20 protein-coding genes are annotated in these 17,848 nt (G+C 62.0%); 19 read left to right on the forward strand and 1 reads right to left on the reverse strand.

The window, feature by feature from the left end; genetic code table 11:
- Nucleotides 1-9 precede the first annotated feature (9 nt).
- From AC0JZ8_RS04860 to AC0JZ8_RS04875, 4 genes are all read left to right on the forward strand, one after another.
- Nucleotides 10-1,029, forward strand: a complete 1,020-nt coding sequence (locus AC0JZ8_RS04860; RefSeq protein WP_113109315.1) for a glucokinase — start codon at nucleotides 10-12, stop codon at nucleotides 1,027-1,029.
- Nucleotides 1,030-1,163: 134 nt separating this feature from the next.
- Entirely contained in the window at nucleotides 1,164-2,951 is a 1,788-nt protein-coding gene (locus AC0JZ8_RS04865; RefSeq protein ID WP_471891941.1) for an ABC transporter ATP-binding protein, read from the forward strand.
- A 23-nt stretch (nucleotides 2,952-2,974) separates the two neighbouring features.
- A complete protein-coding gene (gene dapB / locus AC0JZ8_RS04870; protein WP_471891942.1) occupies nucleotides 2,975-3,793 on the forward strand; it encodes a 4-hydroxy-tetrahydrodipicolinate reductase in 819 nt (272 codons plus the stop codon).
- A 22-nt stretch (nucleotides 3,794-3,815) separates the two neighbouring features.
- Complete coding sequence (locus AC0JZ8_RS04875) at nucleotides 3,816-4,451, forward strand: 2,3-bisphosphoglycerate-dependent phosphoglycerate mutase (protein WP_062454154.1); 636 nt, start codon at nucleotides 3,816-3,818, stop codon at nucleotides 4,449-4,451.
- A gap of 64 nt (nucleotides 4,452-4,515) precedes the next feature.
- Here the strand turns inward: AC0JZ8_RS04875 and phnF are convergent, their stop codons facing one another.
- Entirely contained in the window at nucleotides 4,516-5,241 is a 726-nt protein-coding gene (gene phnF / locus AC0JZ8_RS04880; protein ID WP_471891943.1) for a phosphonate metabolism transcriptional regulator PhnF, read from the reverse strand.
- Nucleotides 5,242-5,340: 99 nt separating this feature from the next.
- Here phnF and phnG point away from each other — a divergent pair, with 99 nt between their 5' ends.
- The 15 genes from phnG (at nucleotide 5,341) to AC0JZ8_RS04955 (ending at nucleotide 17,845) form a co-directional block, all read left to right on the forward strand.
- Nucleotides 5,341-5,814 (forward strand): phosphonate C-P lyase system protein PhnG, encoded by a 474-nt coding sequence (phnG, locus tag AC0JZ8_RS04885; RefSeq protein ID WP_471891944.1) that lies wholly within the window; start codon nucleotides 5,341-5,343, stop codon nucleotides 5,812-5,814.
- Nucleotides 5,814-6,413 (forward strand): phosphonate C-P lyase system protein PhnH, encoded by a 600-nt coding sequence (gene phnH, locus AC0JZ8_RS04890; RefSeq protein ID WP_430250659.1) that lies wholly within the window; start codon nucleotides 5,814-5,816, stop codon nucleotides 6,411-6,413. Before phnG ends, phnH begins: the two co-directional genes overlap by 1 nt.
- Nucleotides 6,414-6,432: 19 nt before the next feature.
- On the forward strand, nucleotides 6,433-7,539 hold the full coding sequence (locus AC0JZ8_RS04895) for a carbon-phosphorus lyase complex subunit (protein ID WP_471891945.1): 1,107 nt from the start codon (nucleotides 6,433-6,435) through the stop codon (nucleotides 7,537-7,539).
- The gene (locus tag AC0JZ8_RS04900; protein WP_113109309.1) at nucleotides 7,536-8,420 is read left to right on the forward strand and encodes an alpha-D-ribose 1-methylphosphonate 5-phosphate C-P-lyase PhnJ; all 885 of its coding nucleotides are present in this window, start codon (nucleotides 7,536-7,538) and stop codon (nucleotides 8,418-8,420) included. Before AC0JZ8_RS04895 ends, AC0JZ8_RS04900 begins: the two co-directional genes overlap by 4 nt.
- Nucleotides 8,417-9,193, forward strand: a complete 777-nt coding sequence (phnK, locus tag AC0JZ8_RS04905) for a phosphonate C-P lyase system protein PhnK (protein ID WP_062578633.1) — start codon at nucleotides 8,417-8,419, stop codon at nucleotides 9,191-9,193. Before AC0JZ8_RS04900 ends, phnK begins: the two co-directional genes overlap by 4 nt.
- A 9-nt stretch (nucleotides 9,194-9,202) precedes the next feature.
- A complete protein-coding gene (gene phnL, locus AC0JZ8_RS04910; protein ID WP_471891946.1) occupies nucleotides 9,203-9,913 on the forward strand; it encodes a phosphonate C-P lyase system protein PhnL in 711 nt (236 codons plus the stop codon).
- Nucleotides 9,910-10,527, forward strand: coding sequence for a DapH/DapD/GlmU-related protein (locus tag AC0JZ8_RS04915; RefSeq protein ID WP_471891947.1), 618 nt, complete (start codon nucleotides 9,910-9,912; stop codon nucleotides 10,525-10,527). Before phnL ends, AC0JZ8_RS04915 begins: the two co-directional genes overlap by 4 nt.
- Before the next feature lie 113 nt (nucleotides 10,528-10,640).
- The gene (gene phnC / locus AC0JZ8_RS04920) at nucleotides 10,641-11,495 is read left to right on the forward strand and encodes a phosphonate ABC transporter ATP-binding protein (RefSeq protein ID WP_471891948.1); all 855 of its coding nucleotides are present in this window, start codon (nucleotides 10,641-10,643) and stop codon (nucleotides 11,493-11,495) included.
- Nucleotides 11,496-11,577: 82 nt separating this feature from the next.
- Entirely contained in the window at nucleotides 11,578-12,483 is a 906-nt protein-coding gene (gene phnD / locus AC0JZ8_RS04925; RefSeq protein ID WP_062578625.1) for a phosphonate ABC transporter substrate-binding protein, read from the forward strand.
- 150 nt (nucleotides 12,484-12,633) lie between these two features.
- Nucleotides 12,634-13,554: a phosphonate ABC transporter, permease protein PhnE gene (phnE, locus tag AC0JZ8_RS04930; RefSeq protein ID WP_092664139.1), complete on the forward strand. Its 921-nt coding sequence runs from the start codon at nucleotides 12,634-12,636 to the stop codon at nucleotides 13,552-13,554.
- A complete protein-coding gene (gene phnE / locus AC0JZ8_RS04935) occupies nucleotides 13,554-14,906 on the forward strand; it encodes a phosphonate ABC transporter, permease protein PhnE (protein WP_471891949.1) in 1,353 nt (450 codons plus the stop codon). The genes phnE (AC0JZ8_RS04930) and phnE (AC0JZ8_RS04935) overlap by 1 nt, the downstream gene beginning before the upstream one ends.
- A gap of 113 nt (nucleotides 14,907-15,019) precedes the next feature.
- A complete protein-coding gene (locus AC0JZ8_RS04940; RefSeq protein WP_471891950.1) occupies nucleotides 15,020-15,733 on the forward strand; it encodes a DUF1045 domain-containing protein in 714 nt (237 codons plus the stop codon).
- Nucleotides 15,730-16,869: an alpha-D-ribose 1-methylphosphonate 5-triphosphate diphosphatase gene (locus tag AC0JZ8_RS04945; protein WP_062454167.1), complete on the forward strand. Its 1,140-nt coding sequence runs from the start codon at nucleotides 15,730-15,732 to the stop codon at nucleotides 16,867-16,869. The genes AC0JZ8_RS04940 and AC0JZ8_RS04945 overlap by 4 nt, the downstream gene beginning before the upstream one ends.
- Nucleotides 16,869-17,462, forward strand: coding sequence for a phosphonate metabolism protein/1,5-bisphosphokinase (PRPP-forming) PhnN (gene phnN, locus AC0JZ8_RS04950; protein ID WP_062454168.1), 594 nt, complete (start codon nucleotides 16,869-16,871; stop codon nucleotides 17,460-17,462). The genes AC0JZ8_RS04945 and phnN overlap by 1 nt, the downstream gene beginning before the upstream one ends.
- 158 nt (nucleotides 17,463-17,620) lie before the next feature.
- Entirely contained in the window at nucleotides 17,621-17,845 is a 225-nt protein-coding gene (locus tag AC0JZ8_RS04955; RefSeq protein WP_062454169.1) for a hypothetical protein, read from the forward strand.
- Nucleotides 17,846-17,848 lie beyond the last annotated feature (3 nt).

Raw genomic sequence — 17,848 nt, forward strand, 5'->3', positions numbered from 1 at the left:
GAATTCGCCATGGCTGAAGTGCAACCGCACACATTCGCCTTCCCGATCCTGATCGGCGATATCGGCGGCACCAATGCCCGCTTCTCCATCCTCGTCGATGCAACGAGTGCGCCGGATCAGTTCCCGCATGTGCAGACGGCAGACTATGAAACGATCGACGATGCGATCGCCGATGTCGTCTTGAAGAACTCCGTGCACAAGCCACGCAGCGCGATCCTTGCGGTCGCCGGCCCGATCGATGGTGACGAGATCGACCTCACCAATTGCGAATGGGTCGTGCGTCCGAAGAAGATGATCGGGGAACTCGGCTTCGATACGGTTCTGGTGCTCAACGATTTCGAGGCACAGGCACTGGCCGTCGCTTCGCTTACTGCGGCTGATCGCCAGCCGATTGGTCCGATCGCCGAAGCGACCGAGGCATCGCGCGTTGTCTTGGGTCCCGGGACAGGTCTTGGCGTTGCAGGGCTTGTCCATGCCCGTAACACCTGGTTCCCGGTTCCCGGCGAAGGTGGGCACGTGGATATCGGTCCGCGTTCGAAGCGGGATTTCGAGATCTTCCCGCATCTGCGTCGCATCGACGGTCGGGTGTCGGCTGAGGAAATCATTTCCGGACGCGGTCTTCTCAACATCTACAACGCCGTTTGTGCTGCCGATGGCATCGCCCCGATCCTGGACGCTCCGCCCGAAGTGACCGAACAGGGACTTTCCGGCGAAAACCCGCAGGCGGCGGAAACGATCGAGCTTTTCGTCCGCTATCTCGGTCGCCTTGCCGGTGACCTCGCGCTCATCTTCATGGCACGCGGCGGCGTCTTTCTCGGTGGCGGCATCTCGCCGCGGATCCTTGATGCATTGACGAAGCCCGCGTTTCGTGAAGAGTTCGAAGACAAGGCGCCGCACAACGAGCTGATGAAGACCATTCCGACCTTTGTCGTCACGCATCCGCAGGCGGCCCTTGCCGGTCTCGCCAGCTTTGCGCGCTCGCCTGCGACCTACGGAATTGCGCTGGAAGGCCGTTGCTGGCAGCGGTAGTTGCGCCGGGCCGACGTGCCCGAATGCAACAGCGCGATGGAATCACCCGCGATTGGCTGGCAAAAGCCTGCCCAAGCGTTTAATAGCGCCTTCGGAAATATACTCCGGCATGACGCCGAAACGGGAATGCCCTATTGAACGCCGCAAAAGACAAGAAGCGCCACGTGGATTCCGTCACCATCGTGAGCGTGCTCAAGCGGGTGATCGCCGAGAATGGCCGGGATCACGTGCGATCCTATGCGTTTGCAATATCCTGCCTGGTGATGGTCGCCCTTTCGACAGCCTTCACGGCGTGGATCATGGAAAAGGTCGTCAACGAGGCGTTCGCCAACAAGCGGGCGGATATCGTCTGGCTGATCTGCGGATCGATCCTCGCCGCCTTCGTGCTGCGCGGCTTTGCCACCTACGGCCAGGCCGTGACGCTGTCGAAGATCGGCAACAATATCGTCGCCCGCTATCAGCGCCGGATCTACTCGCACCTGATGTCGCTGTCGGTCGGCTTCTTTGCCGAAGCCCGATCCGCCCATCTTGCTGCCCAGATCAGCCAGAACATCAACGGCGTTCGTGACGTCCTCAACCTGACGGTCACCTCCACGGCGCGCGATCTCCTGACGCTGGTCGCGCTGATCGGGGTGATGGTGACGAAGGACTGGGTCCTGTCGCTCATCGTCTTTGCAGTCGCACCGCCGCTTCTTTATGCGCTGCGCTATGTTTCCAAGCGCCTTCGCGCCGCCACAAGAGAGGCTGTTGAACAGAACAGCCGCGTGCTTGGCGCCATGCAGGAAACCATCCAGGGCATCGCCGTGGTCAAGGCTTTCACGATGGAAGGCGAACTCGACAGCAAGGTGAGCCGCATCATCAAAGCGGCAGAAGGCCGCGCCAACCGTATCGCCCGTCTGTCGGAGCGCACGTCGCCGCTGACGGAAACCTTTGCCGGCTTTGCGATCTCAAGCGTGCTGGCCTATGCGGCGTTCCGCTCGATCTATGACAACGTACCTCCAGGCGCTTTCTTTGCCTTCGTCACCGCGCTGCTGATGGCCTATGACCCGGCAAGACGCCTCGCCAAGCTGCAGGTGCAGCTCGACCGTGCCGTCGTCAACGCGCAGATGATTTATGCCCTTCTCGATATGCAGCCGGCACAGCGGGAAATGGCCGGTGCCAAGGACCTCGTCGTCGACAAGGCGCGCGTCGAACTGAAGAACGTCGTGTTCTCCTACGGCAGTGGCAGCCCGATCCTGCGCGGTGTCGATCTTGTGGCCGAAGGTGGCCAGACGACGGCGCTTGTCGGTCCATCCGGCGCCGGAAAATCGACGATCATCAGCCTCATTCCCCGTTTCTACGACCCGGCGGAAGGCGCCATCCTGATCGACGGGCAAAACATTGCCGAGGTCACCAAGTCGTCGCTGCGCCATCAGCTCGCCTATGTCTCGCAGCAGCCCTACCTGTTTGAAGGCACCATCCGCGACAACATCCGCTACGGCCGGCCGCAAGCGACGGATGCCGAAGTGGAAGAGGCGGCAAGACTTGCCTATGCCCACGAGTTCATCCTGGCGCAGCCGCTCGGGTATGAAACGCCTGTCGGCGAAAACGGCATGAGCCTCTCCGGCGGCCAGCGGCAGCGGCTTTCGATTGCCCGCGCACTGGTGCGGAATGCGCCGATCCTGCTGCTCGACGAAGCGACGTCTGCGCTCGACAACGAGTCCGAGGCCGCCGTTCAGAAGGCGCTTGATACCGCCATGCGCGGACGCACCGTCATCGTCATCGCGCATCGTCTTTCCACCGTCGTCAAGGCTGACAAGATCATCGTGATGCACGAAGGCCGGGTGATGGAAGAAGGCACGCATGAGGTTCTTGCGCAGCGCAAGGACGGGCTCTACGCTCGCCTCAACAACCTGCAACTGCCCGTCAAAGATTTTTCGTAAACTCTCTAGGAAACCCGTCGCCCATGGCCGCAAACGACATGAAGCTTGTAGTGGTTGGCGCGGCAGGCCGTATGGGCCAGGCCCTGATCCGGATCATCCACGAGACCGACGGCGTCACGCTTCATGCCGCAATCGAACGGGAAGGCTCAGCTTTCGTCGGCAAGGATGCCGGTGATCTTGCCGGAACCGGGCCGCTTGGCGTTACCGTTACCACCGATCCCCTGAAGGCGTTTCTCGACGCCGATGGCGTTCTGGATTTCACGGCACCTGACGCAAGCGTGACGTTTGCCGGGCTCGCCGCACAGGCGCGCATCGTGCATGTGATCGGCACGACCGGCTGCGGACCGGAGCACGAGGAAAAATTCGAGGCTGCCGCCCGGCATGCACGGGTCGTGAAGTCCGGCAACATGAGCCTTGGCGTCAATCTGCTCGGCGTGCTGACGCGCGATGCGGCGAAAGCGCTTCCTGCTATTGGCTGGGATATCGAAATCGTCGAGATGCACCACAAGCACAAGGTGGATGCGCCATCCGGCACCGCGCTGCTGCTTGGCGAGGCAGCGGCTGCCGGGCGTGGCATCGATCTTGCCACGCAATCGGTTCGGGTGCGCGACGGCCATACCGGCCCCCGCCCCGCCGGCACGATCGGCTTTGCGACGCTTCGCGGCGGCTCCGTTGTCGGCGATCATTCGGTCATTCTTGCCGGCGAAGGTGAGCTGGTGACGCTGTCGCACAGTGCCCGCGACCGCTCGATCTTTGCCCGCGGCGCGGTGACTGCGGCCGTCTGGGCGCGCGACGAAAAGCCGGGTTTCTATTCCATGCTCGACGTTCTCGGGCTTTCTTGACACTATCGGAGGAATTCAATTCATGAGCGGTACACTCGTCCTCGTTCGCCACGGCCAGAGCGACTGGAACCTGAAGAACCTTTTCACCGGCTGGAAGGACCCCGAGCTTACCCCGCTCGGCATTCAGGAAGCCGAGACCGGCGGCCAGGCGCTTGCCGATACCGGCATCAAGTTCGATATCGCCTTCACCTCCGACCTCAAGCGCGCGCAGGATACGCTGAAGATCGTGCTCGACAAGCTCGGCCAGACCGACCTTGAAACCATCCGCGACCAGGCCCTGAACGAGCGCGACTACGGCGATCTCTCCGGCCTCAACAAGGACGACGCGCGGGCGAAATGGGGCGAGGAACAGGTCCATATCTGGCGCCGGTCCTACGACATCCCGCCACCGGGCGGCGAGAGCCTGCGCGACACCGGTGCCCGCGTATGGCCCTATTACATGACCGAGATCCTGCCGCGCGTGCTGCGCGGCGAGAAGGTTCTCGTTGCCGCCCACGGCAATTCGCTGCGCTCGCTGGTGATGGTTCTCGACCGTCTCAGCAAGGAAGAGATCCTCAAGCTCAACCTCGCGACCGGCGTGCCGATGGTCTACGTGCTGAACGCGGATTCCACCGTCGCGTCGAAGAAGGTTCTGGGCGACATGTCCGCCGCGCATTAACACGCGCCAAGTCTTCAAGATCGCGCCGGCTCGCATGGACAATGCGGGCCGGCGTTTTCAATTGTCAGTTCTCGATCGTGAACTGCACCATGTCGGCCGGGAAGCGGCTGATTGCATATTGCACGGGCACGCCATCCGGATCTGCGTTCAACGCACGCGTTACCAGCATGATCGCACCCGGCGACAATTCCAGATCCGCAAGATCGCCGCTGTCTGCGTGCACCGCCGTGACTTCGGTCGAGACGCGGAGATAGTCGGTCAGGCCGAGCGCCGCGAAGGCCGCCGTGATGGAGCCGCTGTCGCGATAGGCCTCTGCGATCCCTGCAAAGCGTTCGGCCGGGAACCAGGCGGTTGCCCGTGAGACCGGACGGCGATCCGCTTTGCGCAAGGTTTCAAGTCGGATCACGGCAGCACCGACAGGTAGCTGCAGTCGCGACGCCAGATCCGATGTCGCCGGTTCCTCGGATGCCGCCAGCAGCAGACCTTCCTTTTCCTTGGCCTGATCGCCGATGCCCTCGCTGAACCGGGTGCGCCTGGAAATCGGGAAATTCAGCCGCTCCTTTCGCTCGATCAGCGTTCCCCGGCCCTGAACAGCCCGCACGATGCCTTCCTGCGCCAGCGCTGCCAGCGCGCTTCTGACCGTATGGCGGTTGACGCCGAATTCCGCCGCCAGCGAAATCTCCGGCGGCACCTTGCCGGTCGCGTCGTAATCGCCGTTCGCGATCGCCGTGCGGATACGGTCGGCTATCTGCCGCCACAACGCGACGCCGCTCTGCCTCTGAACAATCACCCGATCAGTACCCCTGTCACACGCTTGTTATACGCCAGCTTTATTGGTACATGTAATTTGTATGGTTGTCTATATAAATAGACATTTAGGAGATGACCGATGGATCTTGCGGGAAATCACAAGCCACTGGCGGAACCGGAACAGCGGCGCCGCTGCATCGAGCTTCTGGCGCAGACATCCTGCGACGAACTGAAGACCGCCTGGAACGGGCTGTCCGACAAGCCAACCGTCAAACCCGTGCGCGGACCTGAAACAGGTCTGGTGATGGTTCGCGGCCGGATCGGTGGCGGCGGCTCGCCCTTCAATCTCGGCGAAGCAACGGTCACCCGCGCAACCATCCTTCTTGCCACCGGCACGGCGGGCCATGCCCAGGCGCTTGGCACCGACAAGGAGAAGGCGCGGCTGTCTGCGATCTTCGATGCGCTGTGGCAGGAGGCGGAGACCCGCGTTTTCGTCGAAACGGCGCTTCTTTCACCGACGGAAAGCCGCATCGCCACTGAGGACAGACAGAAAGCCGAAGAGACCGCGGCGACCCGCGTCGACTTCTTCACAATGGTACGGGGAGACGATTGATGGCCGTCCATACGCAAGCACTCGCCGGTGGGTTTGCCGACCCGGTCTTCCAATCCCAGACCGTTTTCAAAACGCTGATGGACGGAATGGCGCGGCCCGGAACAATCTACGACGCCGCGCTCCAGGCCGGTCAGCCCGAACCGCTCGGCAATGCGGCTGGCGCGATTGCTCTGACGCTCTGCGATCACGATACCCCCGTCTGGCTGAGTGCCGGGCTTGCAAAGTCTGCGATGCCGGAATGGATCGGTTTCCATACGGGTGCACCGATCACCCGAGAAAAGGCGCAGAGCAGCTTTGCCTTCATCGAAGCCGGGATAGCGCCCTCTTCCTTCGGCCTGTTTGCCGCCGGTACCCAGGAATACCCGGATCGATCCACGACCCTGATCCTCGAGGTCTCGGCTCTTGGCGACGGCGAAGAACTGAGCCTGACCGGACCGGGGATCCTCGGCACCAAAACGGTCGCAGTCTCGGGACTGCCGGATATGTTCGGGAGGCTTTGGGACGACAACAGGGCGCTCTTTCCCCGCGGAGTCGACGTCATCCTCACCGCCGGAGCGCAGTTCCTGTGCCTGCCGCGCACCACCCGGATTGCCGGCTGAGCCGAAGGAGATCAAACCCATGTATGTTGCAGTCAAGGGTGGCGAGGCCGCCATTACCAACGCTCACGCATTGCTTGCCGACCGCCGTCGCGGCGACCGGGCGCTTCCCGCACTCACGATCGAGCAGATCGCCGAACAGCTTGGTCTTGCTGTCGATCGGGTGATGGCGGAAGCCTCGCTCTATGACCGGTCGCTCGCAGCGCTTGCGGTGCGCCAATCCCGTGGCGACCTCATCGAGGCGATCTTTTTACTTCGAGCTTACCGCACCACGCTGCCCCGGTTCGGTTCTTCCGTTCCGGTCGATACCGCAGCCATGACGGTCGAGCGACGCGTCTCGGCGACCTACAAGGATCTGCCGGGCGGCCAGTTGCTCGGTCCCACCTTCGATTACACCCATCGTCTTCTCGATCCCTCGCTTCTGACGGATGAAGCGATCGCTGATCCTGCACGCAAAGAGGCGTCCGGCGAGGAGATCATGCGCGTTTCCGACATTCTCGCACACGAAGGACTGATCGAGCCGGACGGCGACCTGCCCGATGACCACGCTGCCGGAGACCTGACCCGCGAGCCGCTGGAATTTCCGATGGGTCGTGACCTCAGGCTGCAGGCACTCGCCCGCGGCGACGAGGGCTTTCTGCTTGCCCTCGGCTACTCGACCCAGCGCGGATATGGCCGAAACCACCCGTTCGTCGGCGAGATCCGGATCGGCGAGGTGGAGGTGGAAATGGACATGCCGGAACTCGGCTTCGCGGTCTCGCTCGGGCGCATCCAGCTGACCGAGTGCCAGATGATCAACCAGTTCAAGGGCTCCTCCATAGCACCGCCGCAGTTTACCCGCGGCTACGGTCTCGTGTTCGGACAGAGCGAGCGCAAGGCGATGTCGATGTCGCTGGTGGATCGCGCCCTTCGTGCGGAAGAGCTTGGCGAGGACATTACCGCGCCGGCGCAGGACGAGGAGTTCGTCATTTCGCACTCCGACAATGTGCAGGCGACGGGCTTCGTCGAACACCTGAAATTGCCCCATTACGTCGACTTCCAGGCGGAGCTTGCCATGGTGCGCAAGATGCGCGCCGAGGTTGAGGCCGCTCGCTACGGCGATACCGAGATGAAGGATGCTGCCGAATGAGTGCCGATCTCGCCACCTACAATTTCGCCTATCTGGACGAACAGACGAAGCGGATGATCCGCCGCGCGATCCTGAAAGCGATCGCTATACCCGGCTATCAGGTACCGTTTGCTTCGCGCGAAATGCCGATGCCCTATGGCTGGGGTACCGGCGGCGTGCAGGTGACGGCCGCGATCATCGGTCCGGACGATGTGCTGAAGGTCATCGACCAGGGTGCCGATGACACGACCAATGCGGTCTCCATCCGTGCCTTCTTCCAGAAGGTCGCCAATGTCGCTGTCACCACCCACACGAAGGACGCGACGATCATCCAGACGCGCCACCGCATTCCCGAGCAGAAGCTGACCGAAGGCCAGGTGCTGGTCTATCAGGTGCCGATCCCGGAACCGCTGCGCTTCCTCGAGCCGCGCGAGACCGAGACCCGGAAAATGCATGCGCTCGAAGAATACGGCCTGATGCATGTGAAGCTATACGAGGACATTGCCCATAACGGCCGCATCTCCAAGACCTATGCCTATCCGGTGAAGGTCGACGGTCGTTACGTGATGGACCCGTCGCCGACGCCGAAATTCGACAATCCTAAAATGCACATGTCCGATGCGCTGCAGCTGTTCGGCGCCGGACGTGAAAAGCGGATCTATGCGGTTCCGCCGCATACCGAAGTGGTCAGCCTGGATTTCGAGGACCATCCGTTCGAGATCCAGACATTCGAGCAGGATTGCGCGCTTTGCGGCGCACACGGCGTCTATCTCGACGAAGTGGTGCTCGACGACCAGGGCGGACGGATGTTCGTCTGCTCCGATACCGACCATTGCGAAGACCGACGCGAACACGGCCATGTCGGCGAGATGCTCGCCCCCAACAAGGAGGCTGCGGAATGAGCGACAATCCCCTTCTCAAAGTCAGCGGCGTTTCGAAATTCTATGGCAGCCGGATTGGTTGCCAGGATGTCAGTTTCGATCTGTGGCCGGGCGAAGTGCTCGCCATCGTCGGCGAATCCGGTTCCGGCAAGACGACGCTGCTTAACTGCCTGTCGACCCGGTTGATGCCGAGCGCCGGCAGTGTCGAATACCGGATGCGCGACGGCAATTTCCGCGATCTCTATCACATGAGTGAGGCGGAACGGCGGTTCCTGATGCGCACCGACTGGGGTTTCGTGCACCAGAACCCGGCCGATGGCTTGCGCATGACGGTATCGGCGGGCGCCAATGTCGGCGAACGGCTGATGGCGGTCGGTGACCGGCATTACGGCAAGATCCGCGAAACGGCGACCGACTGGCTGGGACGCGTGGAAATCTCCGCGGATCGCATCGACGACCAGCCGCGCGCCTTTTCCGGCGGCATGCGCCAGCGTCTGCAGATCGCCCGCAATCTCGTGACAGGTCCGCGCCTCGTGTTCATGGACGAACCCACCGGCGGCCTCGACGTCTCGGTACAGGCACGGCTGCTCGACCTTGTGCGCGGTCTGGTCAACGATCTCGGTCTCTCGGCCATTGTCGTCACCCATGATCTCGCGGTCGCCCGCCTTCTGTCGCACCGGATGATGGTGATGAAGGACGGTCACGTGATCGAACAGGGGCTCACCGACCGTGTCCTCGACGACCCGCGCGAGCCCTACACGCAGTTGCTCGTCTCCTCGATTCTCCAGGTATAGGACAGACCGATGGCCACTCCACTCGTCGTCTCCGAAGTCTTCAAAAGCTTCATCATGCACCTGCGCGACGGCATCAAGCTGCCGGTCGTCAACGACGTCAGCTTTTCCGTGGCCGGCGGCGAATGCGTCGTGCTCGGCGGCCCCTCGGGGATCGGAAAGAGCTCCATCCTGAAAATGCTCTACGGCAACTATGCCGTCGATGCGGGCCAGATCCTGGTGAATCACCGCGAGAAGATCGTCGATATCGCGGCAGCAGATCCGCGCACGATTATCGAGGTTCGCCGGCATACGATGGGTTACGTCAGCCAGTTCCTGCGCACCGTGCCGCGCGTGGCTGCCGTCGACGTGGTGGCAGAGCCGCTTGTTGCCCGCGGTATCGATGCCGCGGAAGCCAAGGACAGGGCGGTTGAACTGCTCGCCAGACTCAACCTACCGCGCGAACTCTGGTCGCTTCCGCCCGCCACCTTTTCCGGCGGCGAGCAGCAGCGTGTCAACATTGCCCGCGGGTTCATCACCAGCCACCGCATTCTGCTTCTCGACGAGCCGACCGCATCGCTCGACGCGACCAACCGGCGGGTTGTGATCGAGATGATCGCTGCCAAGAAAGCCGAGGGCGTTGCCATGCTCGGCATCTTCCACGACGAAGAGGTGCGCGAGGCCGTTGCGGACCGTATTCTCGATGTCAGTGCGTTTTCACCACGAAAGGCAGTTGCCGCATGAGTGCCAAGGTCGGTATCAACCCCGTTATCCACGCGACGGCGAGCGTCAGCAATTCGACGATCGGTCGCTACACGGAAATCTCCGAGCGCTGCCGCATCGACGAGGCCGAGATCGGCGATTACTCGTATATCATGCAGGACGGCTCCATCTGGTGCGCGACGATCGGCAAATTCGTCAACATGGCCGCTTCCGTCCGCATCAATGCAACGAACCACCCGACATGGCGGGCCACGCTGCATCACTTCACCTATCGTGCCGCCAACTACTGGGACGACGCTGAAGACGAGACCGACTTTTTCGAGTGGCGACGCGACAACCGGGTGACGATCGGCCACGACGTCTGGATCGGCCACGGTGCCACCGTGCTGCCGGGCGTGACGGTCGGCAACGGCGCGGTGATCGGCGCCGGAGCCGTGGTGTCAAAGGATGTCGCCCCCTACACGATCGTCGGCGGCGTGCCGGCCAAGCTGATCCGGGAACGCTTTACGAGGGAGGTCGGCGAAGGCATGGATCGCCTTGCGTGGTGGGACTGGGATCACCTCAAGCTGCGCACCGCACTCGACGATTTCCGGGCGCTTTCGGCTGAGGACTTTCTTGCCAAATACGCGGCTTAGCAAAGCATTCCAGCCGCGCAAAGATGTAACAAAACCTACATAAAACCGACATTCAGGGTTCATCAACGAAGGCTAATCCGATCCTCACCAGGCAATGGGACGGATTGAAAAACATGAAGTTTGAATTGAGGAATGTCACCCGACGTTTCGGCGATCATATCGCAGTCAACGCCGTCAGCGTGGAGATACCTCAAGGTCAGATGGTCGGCGTCATCGGTCGCTCCGGCGCCGGCAAGTCGACCCTCCTGCGCATGATCAACCGCCTGCAGGAGCCGAGCTCCGGTTCCATCCGGTTTGGCGATCTCGAGGTTTCCGCTCTCAAGGGCGCCGACTTGCGCAACTGGCAGCGCGACTGCGCGATGATCTTCCAGCAGTTCAATCTGGTGCCGCGACTCGACGTCATGACCAACGTGATGCTCGGCCGCTTGAACCACCGATCCAGCATCATGAGCCTTCTCAACATCTTTACCGACGACGAGCGCATGGCGGCGATCGCAGCGCTCGAGCGTCTTGGTATCGAGCAGACTGCCATGCAGCGCGCCGGCACGCTTTCGGGCGGTCAGCAGCAGCGCGTGGCCATCGCCCGCGCCCTGATGCAGGCCCCGAAAATGCTTCTGGCCGATGAGCCGATCGCCTCTCTCGACCCGCTCAACGCCAAGATCGTGATGGACGCGCTGCGCGACATCAACGAGCGCGAGGGCATTACCGTCATCACCAACCTGCACACGCTCGATACGGCGCGCGCCTACTGCGAGCGGATCATCGGGATGGCCGGCGGCCGCGTCGTCTTCGACGGCACGCCGTCGCAGCTGAACGCGCAGGCCGTCAGCGAGATCTACGGATCGGACCGCGACGGTGCCGGAATCGACGAGACGATGACCTCGACCAGCATCAACAATCCCGTGGCCCCCGCGGCTGCCGCAAAGCAATCGGCCGGAATGGGCAGCCTGGCAAGCGCCAGGGCCTGAGCCGCATCCAGATCGTCTGCCCACGTTAAGGGCGCGTTGCTTCACGACCCAACTCCGGATGATCCGGAAACAGGAGATCACCATGTTCAGAAAAACTCTGCTTGCTGCCGCGACGCTCAGCCTGCTCGCCGGTTCCGCCCTTGCCCAGGACGTCAAGGTTCTGCGCATCGGTCTCGACGGCTCGGAAAACGAAGCCGACCAGATCCGTAACACCCAGTGCGTTGCCGATGGCCTGAAGGCTGCGACCGGCGTATCCGAAGTGAAGCTGTTCCCGTCGCCGAACTATAACGGCGTTATCCAGGGCCTGCTCGGCGGCACGATCGACATTGCTTCGATGGGTGCGGCTTCCTACGCAGCCATCGCGCTCAAGGACGACAAGGCTGTGGACCCGATCCTGACCTACACGGGTTCGGACGGCTCGAGCGGTTACTACTCGATCATGGTTGCCCGCAAGGACAGCGGCATCAAGACGCTGGCTGACCTGAAGGGCAAGAAGATCGGCTTCGCCGATCCGGATTCGACCTCGGGCTATCTCGTCCCGAATGTCGCGCTGCCGAAAGAAATCGGCATGCCGGTCAAGCAGTATTTCTCCGAAACCGGCTTCGGCGGCGGCCACGAGAACCTGGTTCTCGCAGTCCTCGACAAGAAGTTCGATGCCGGCACGACCTTCGGTTCGGGCGTTGGCAAGTGGGAAGAAGGTTATAGCGGCGGCAACCTGCACCAGATGGTCGCCAAGGGTAACCTCGACATGGACGATATCGTCCAGGTCTGGAAGTCGCCGCTGATCCCGAACGGTCCGCTGATGGTCTCCAACAAGGTTCCGGCCGACATGAAGGCCAAGGTCAAGGCCTTCTTCATGGAACTGCCGAAGAAGAACCTCGCTTGCTTCCAGTCCTTCACCCAGGGCAAGAACAAGGATTACATCGAAGTCAATCCGGCCTTCTACCAGACGATCGTCGACGCCCGTAAGTCCGTTATCGGCGGCTGATCACCCTTCAAAAGACCTGGCGGCGGCATCTGCAGAAGGTGCCGCCGTTCTGCAACGAGAGACACGGGCATGGCGACGATCAGCAAACAGACGACCGGACATCTCGGCGGCGCTCCCGCTAGCAGACTGGGACCGGCGGCATCCCTGATGATGCAGCACTACCGGCAGCAGCTGCGAACCCGCCGCGTCTATACCGCGATCACGATCGGCGTGTTTCTGGTCGTGCTGTTCGCCTCGCTGAAATTCGCCAATGACGCCAATGCGGGCAAGTTCTTCGAACGCCTGCCCTATATGTTCGATTTCATTCGCAGCTTCGTGCCTGACAGCCCGATGGAAATCATCCGGGCGATGTTCGACCTTCCCTCCCCCTATGCCGACGGCTCGCTGAAATACGATTATACGGCCGATCGCCACTATCTTACCGACACGTTCTACATCCCGAATTTCTTCTACCAGCTGATCATCACCATCAACATCGCGCTGGTTTCGACGATCATCGGTTCCGCCATCGCCTTTCTGCTGTGCTTCTTCGCCTCCACCAATCTTGTCGGTGCCGGGCCTGTGCGTTTCGTCGTTCGCCGCATCATGGAAATCCTGCGTGCCTTTCCGGAAATCGTCATTGCCGGACTTCTGACGGCGATCCTGTCGATCGGGCCGATCGCGGCGATCATCGCGATCACCGTCCACACGATCGGCGCGCTCGGAAAGCTGTTCTTCGAGGTGGTCGAGAATTCGGACATGAAGCCGGATGAGGGTTTGCGGGCCGCCGGTGCGTCCTGGGTCGAGCGGGTACGCTTCGCGATCGTTCCGCAGGTGCTGCCGAATTTCGTCTCCTACACGCTGCTGCGCGCCGAGGTAAACGTGCGCGCCTCGACCATTATCGGTGCGGTCGGTGGCGGCGGTATCGGCGAGGTGTTTCGCCTGGCGATCGGTCGCGATCATGCGGCCAAGACCTATGCCATCATCATTCTGCTGCTCGTCAGCGTCATTGCCATCGACCAGTTCTCGTCCTGGCTTCGCCGCCGGCTGATCGGCCAGCAGTCCTTCGAACTTGGCAGGGGAGCAGCCTGATGCCATCGGTACCTGCCATCAATGCATCCGACAGAGAGCGCTTGCGCGAAACCTATCCGCAGGTGTTTCAACGGTCCTTCCTGCAGCGCTACGGACTGGTGATCGGCTCCGGACTGATCCTCGCCTATCTGGTTGCCTGCTTTTTCGCCTTCAATGTCGGTCCCGCCTTCAGGAACGGCCAGTGGGACCGAGCATCGCTCTATCTCCAGGACTGGTATTCCTGGCGCGCCCAGCCGCGCCTGCGTTTCCAAGACGACGGCACCGTCAAGCCGCAGTGGTCGAGCCGCGGGCAGTATGCCGAAGGTTCCGACATCTCCTGGCTTAAGCCGACCGAAGGCGGCGGCTACCGCGTGACCTATGGCAGTGATGCGGACCGTCTGGATGTGACGCCGGGCCGGGTCGATGTCTATCTGAACGGCACGGTCTATCCAGTCACGATCGACAGCAACGCAGCGACGGCGCCAGCCGATGCGCCCTCGGCACTCCGCCAAGACGGAGCCAAGGTGCTGGTCGATTACGGCTTCGAGGGGCAGGCGGAAATCCGGCCGGCACAGGTCTATGTGCAGCGTCGCTTCCTTGGATGGGCAAACTTCCTGTTCGACACCAAGTCGGCATTCTGGGGCAAGAGCTGGGGCGAGCTTGCACACCTTGCAACGATCGGCGAGCGGCTGGATCCGGAACGCTCGAACATCGGCCACATGCGCGACGACTTCCTTGGCAACAATGTCTGGCAGCATGCGGACATTCTGTCGAAACTGCTTCAGACGCTGGTCATGGCCTTTGTCGGCACGCTCCTCGGGACGCTGTTCGCCTTCCCGCTCGCCTTCATCGCTGCGCGCAACATTACCCGCAACCGGGCCGCCAACTGGGGCATGAAGCGCTTGTTCGACTTCCTGCGCTCCGTCGACATGCTGATCTGGGCGCTGTTCTTCACCCGCTCCTTCGGCCCCGGACCGATCCCCGGTATCGCGGCGATCTTCTTCACGGATGCCGGTGCGCTCGGCAAGGTCTATTCGGAAGCGGTGGAGAATGTCGATGACAAGCAGCGCGAGGGTGTCAAATCGGTGGGCGCGCCCTCCGTCATCGTCAACCGCTTCGGCGTCGTGCCGCAGGTGCTGCCGGTGTTCATCTCGCAGTCGCTGTATTTCTGGGAATCGAACACCCGTTCGGCGACTGTTATCGGCGCCGTCGGTGCGGGCGGCATCGGCCTCAAGCTGCTCGAAGCGATGGGCACCAATGCGGACTGGGACAAGGTTGCCTACATGGTTCTGCTCATCCTGATGGTGGTCTTCCTGTTCGACAATGTGTCCAACGCGATCCGCTCACGTCTGATCGGTGGCCCGACACATTAAAAGGTTGCCGCATCATCATTCTGTCATGGAAATCTTTTAGCCGAAGGCTGTCTCGAGGCGCGACAGATGGTTAGTCTCGGACATCGCCCTTTTCCTGATTCCGGAACCATGCCTTGCGATATGCTCTCTACTTTTCGCCCGCAGCGGATCACCCGCTGACGAAGACCGCCTCCCGTTGGCTCGGCCGCGATGCCTTCAGCGGTGAGCGATTCGAGACGGCGGTCGTGGAAGGCATTTCCACTGAGGACGTGCACGCGCTGACGGCCGATCCGCGGCGCTACGCCTTTCATGCGACGCTGAAGGCGCCGTTCGAGCTTGCCGAGGGACGCAGCGAGGCTGAACTGATCGACGCTTTCGAGGCGTTTGCAGCGGAAACACCTGCATTCGACATTCCGAATGCCATCATCGGCCAGCTCGGGCGCTTCTTCGCTCTGGTGCCGGACCGGGTCTATCCCGAACTACAGGCCTTTGCCGCAAGCGTGGTCCAAGATTTCGAGCCGTTCCGCGCGCCGCTTTCGGATGCCGATATTGCCCGGCGCAAACCGGAGAACCTTTCACCCGAACACCGCGACAACCTGATGACCTGGGGCTACCCCTACGTGATGGACGAGTTCCGCTTTCACATGACGCTGACCGGACAGGTTCCGCTCGAACAGGCGCCTTCGATGCGAACGGCGCTTGAAACCAGATTTGCAGATTTTACCAACGCACCGCTCTCCATCAACGGAATTGCGCTCTTCACTGAGCGCGAGCGTGGCGCAGATTTTACAGTTCACCGCTGGCTGCCTTTGGCGCCGGCCTCCGATATCAGAAAGACGACCCCATGACCGTCGAGACCGTATTCACAAATGCCCGCATCGTGCTGGAGGACAGCATCGTGACCGGCTCCATCCAGATCCGGGACGGCAAGATTGCAGACATTTCCGAGGGGTCCGCACAGGTCGGCGAGGACTTCGAGGGCGATTATCTGATCCCCGGGCTTGTCGAGCTGCATACCGACCATCTGGAACAGCACTATTCGCCGCGTCCGGGCGTGCGGTGGAATGCGACGGCGGCGATCCAGGCGCATGACGCGCAGATCGCCTCTTCCGGCATCACCACCGTGTTCGATTGCCTCCGTATGGGATCGGACGAGGATGGCGGCTTCGAGCAGGGCGAGATGCGGGCGATGGCCGACGCCATCCAGGCCGCCGAACGCCAGGGCCGCCTGCGCTCCGAACACCTGATCCACCTTCGCTGCGAGGTTTCGGCCGACAATGTGCTTGATCACTTCGCCGATTTTGCCAACGACCCTTATGTCAGGCTCGTTTCGCTGATGGATCATGCGCCGGGTCAGCGGCAGTTCCAGACGATGGACCAGTACATTTTCTACTACCAGAAGAAGCGCGGGCTTTCCGACGAGGCCTTCAAGATCTTCATCGAAAAGCGCGTCGAGGAGTCCGAGCGCAATTCGACGCCGCACCGCATCGCCATCGCGAAGGTCTGCGCCGATAACGGCATTACGGTGGCCAGCCATGACGATGCGACGCTTGCGCATGTGGACGAGGCGATCGGCAACGGTGTGAAGCTCGCCGAATTCCCGACCAGTCTCGATGCCGCCAAGGCCTCGCACCAGGCCGGCATGAGCGTGCTGATGGGCGCGCCCAATATCGTGCGGGGCAAGTCGCATTCCGGCAATATTGCCGCCCGCGATCTGGCTGAGAAAGACGTGCTCGACGTGCTTTCGTCCGACTACGTGCCACTCAGCCTGCTCTACGCGCCGTTCATCCTGGCAGACGAGGTCGACAGCATCTCGCTGCCGAAGGCGATAGCCATGGTGAGTGCGACGCCTGCCCGCACCGTCGGCCTCGACGATCGCGGCCGGATCGCCACCGGCCTGCGCGCCGATCTGGTCCGGGTTCATCGTCCGGAGGGCGTGCCGGTGGCGCGTGCCGTGTGGCGCGAAGGTCGGCGGGTCGCCTGATGGACGGCCGCCCGGCGAATAGCGACAGTGGCAAAAGCGGCGTGATCGTCGTCGTGGTCGGCCCGAGCGGTGCGGGCAAGGACACGCTGATGGCGGAGGCTGCGCGGCATTTTGCGGATCGTGACGACGTGGTGTTTGCCCGCCGCACAATCACCCGGGACCCGGCGTCCGGCGGCGAGGACCACGACGGTGTCTCGGAGGACGAGTTCGCTGCGTTGGAAAAAGCCGGACGCTTTGCCGTGTCCTGGAATGCGCATGGGCTATCCTATGGCATTCCTAAGGATACGCTCGATGCCGTCGAAGGTGGCAGTCTGGTCATCGCCAATGGCTCCCGTTCGGCGCTTGCACACTTCCACTCAGCGTATCCGGCCATGCTGGTCATCAACGTCATTGCCTCGCGCGACGTGCTCGCCGCGCGGCTCGAAGCGCGGGGACGGGAATGCCGCGAGGACATCCTGCGGCGTCTCGAGCGCGGCTCCCTCACTGTCGATGGCGACTATTCGGTCGTAACGATCGACAACAGCGGGTCCCTGAGCGAAGCCGCCCAGACACTGATCGACACGCTGGAACGACGTCTTTTCCGGCGCGTGTGATTTTGCGACTATCTTCACGACGGGCACTTTACAGTCCCGATTTTGCCTCTATGTGGACTTTCTAACATAAGGGGCGCAGCATGGACCAAACGCGAAGGCTTGATGACTTAGACGACGGGGAGGCTGCGGGAACGGCAAGGCTCAATTTGGAAGCCCGGATGACCGTGCTCGAGATCGTGTCCATCACCTCGCTCGCCATGGCGCTGGATACCTCCGAAAACGCGAATGTTGATCATGCCAAGGGCATTGCCAGCCTGATCCTCGACACCGTCCACCACCGCTGTCGTGAACTGGGCATGACGGATGAAGGCAGCCAGTCGGCGCACCGATACGCCGACGAGCTGCTATCGACAGCTCTTCTGTCTCTTTACCCCAACGGCTGATCA

The organism is Velazquezella soli (assembly GCF_977018685.1).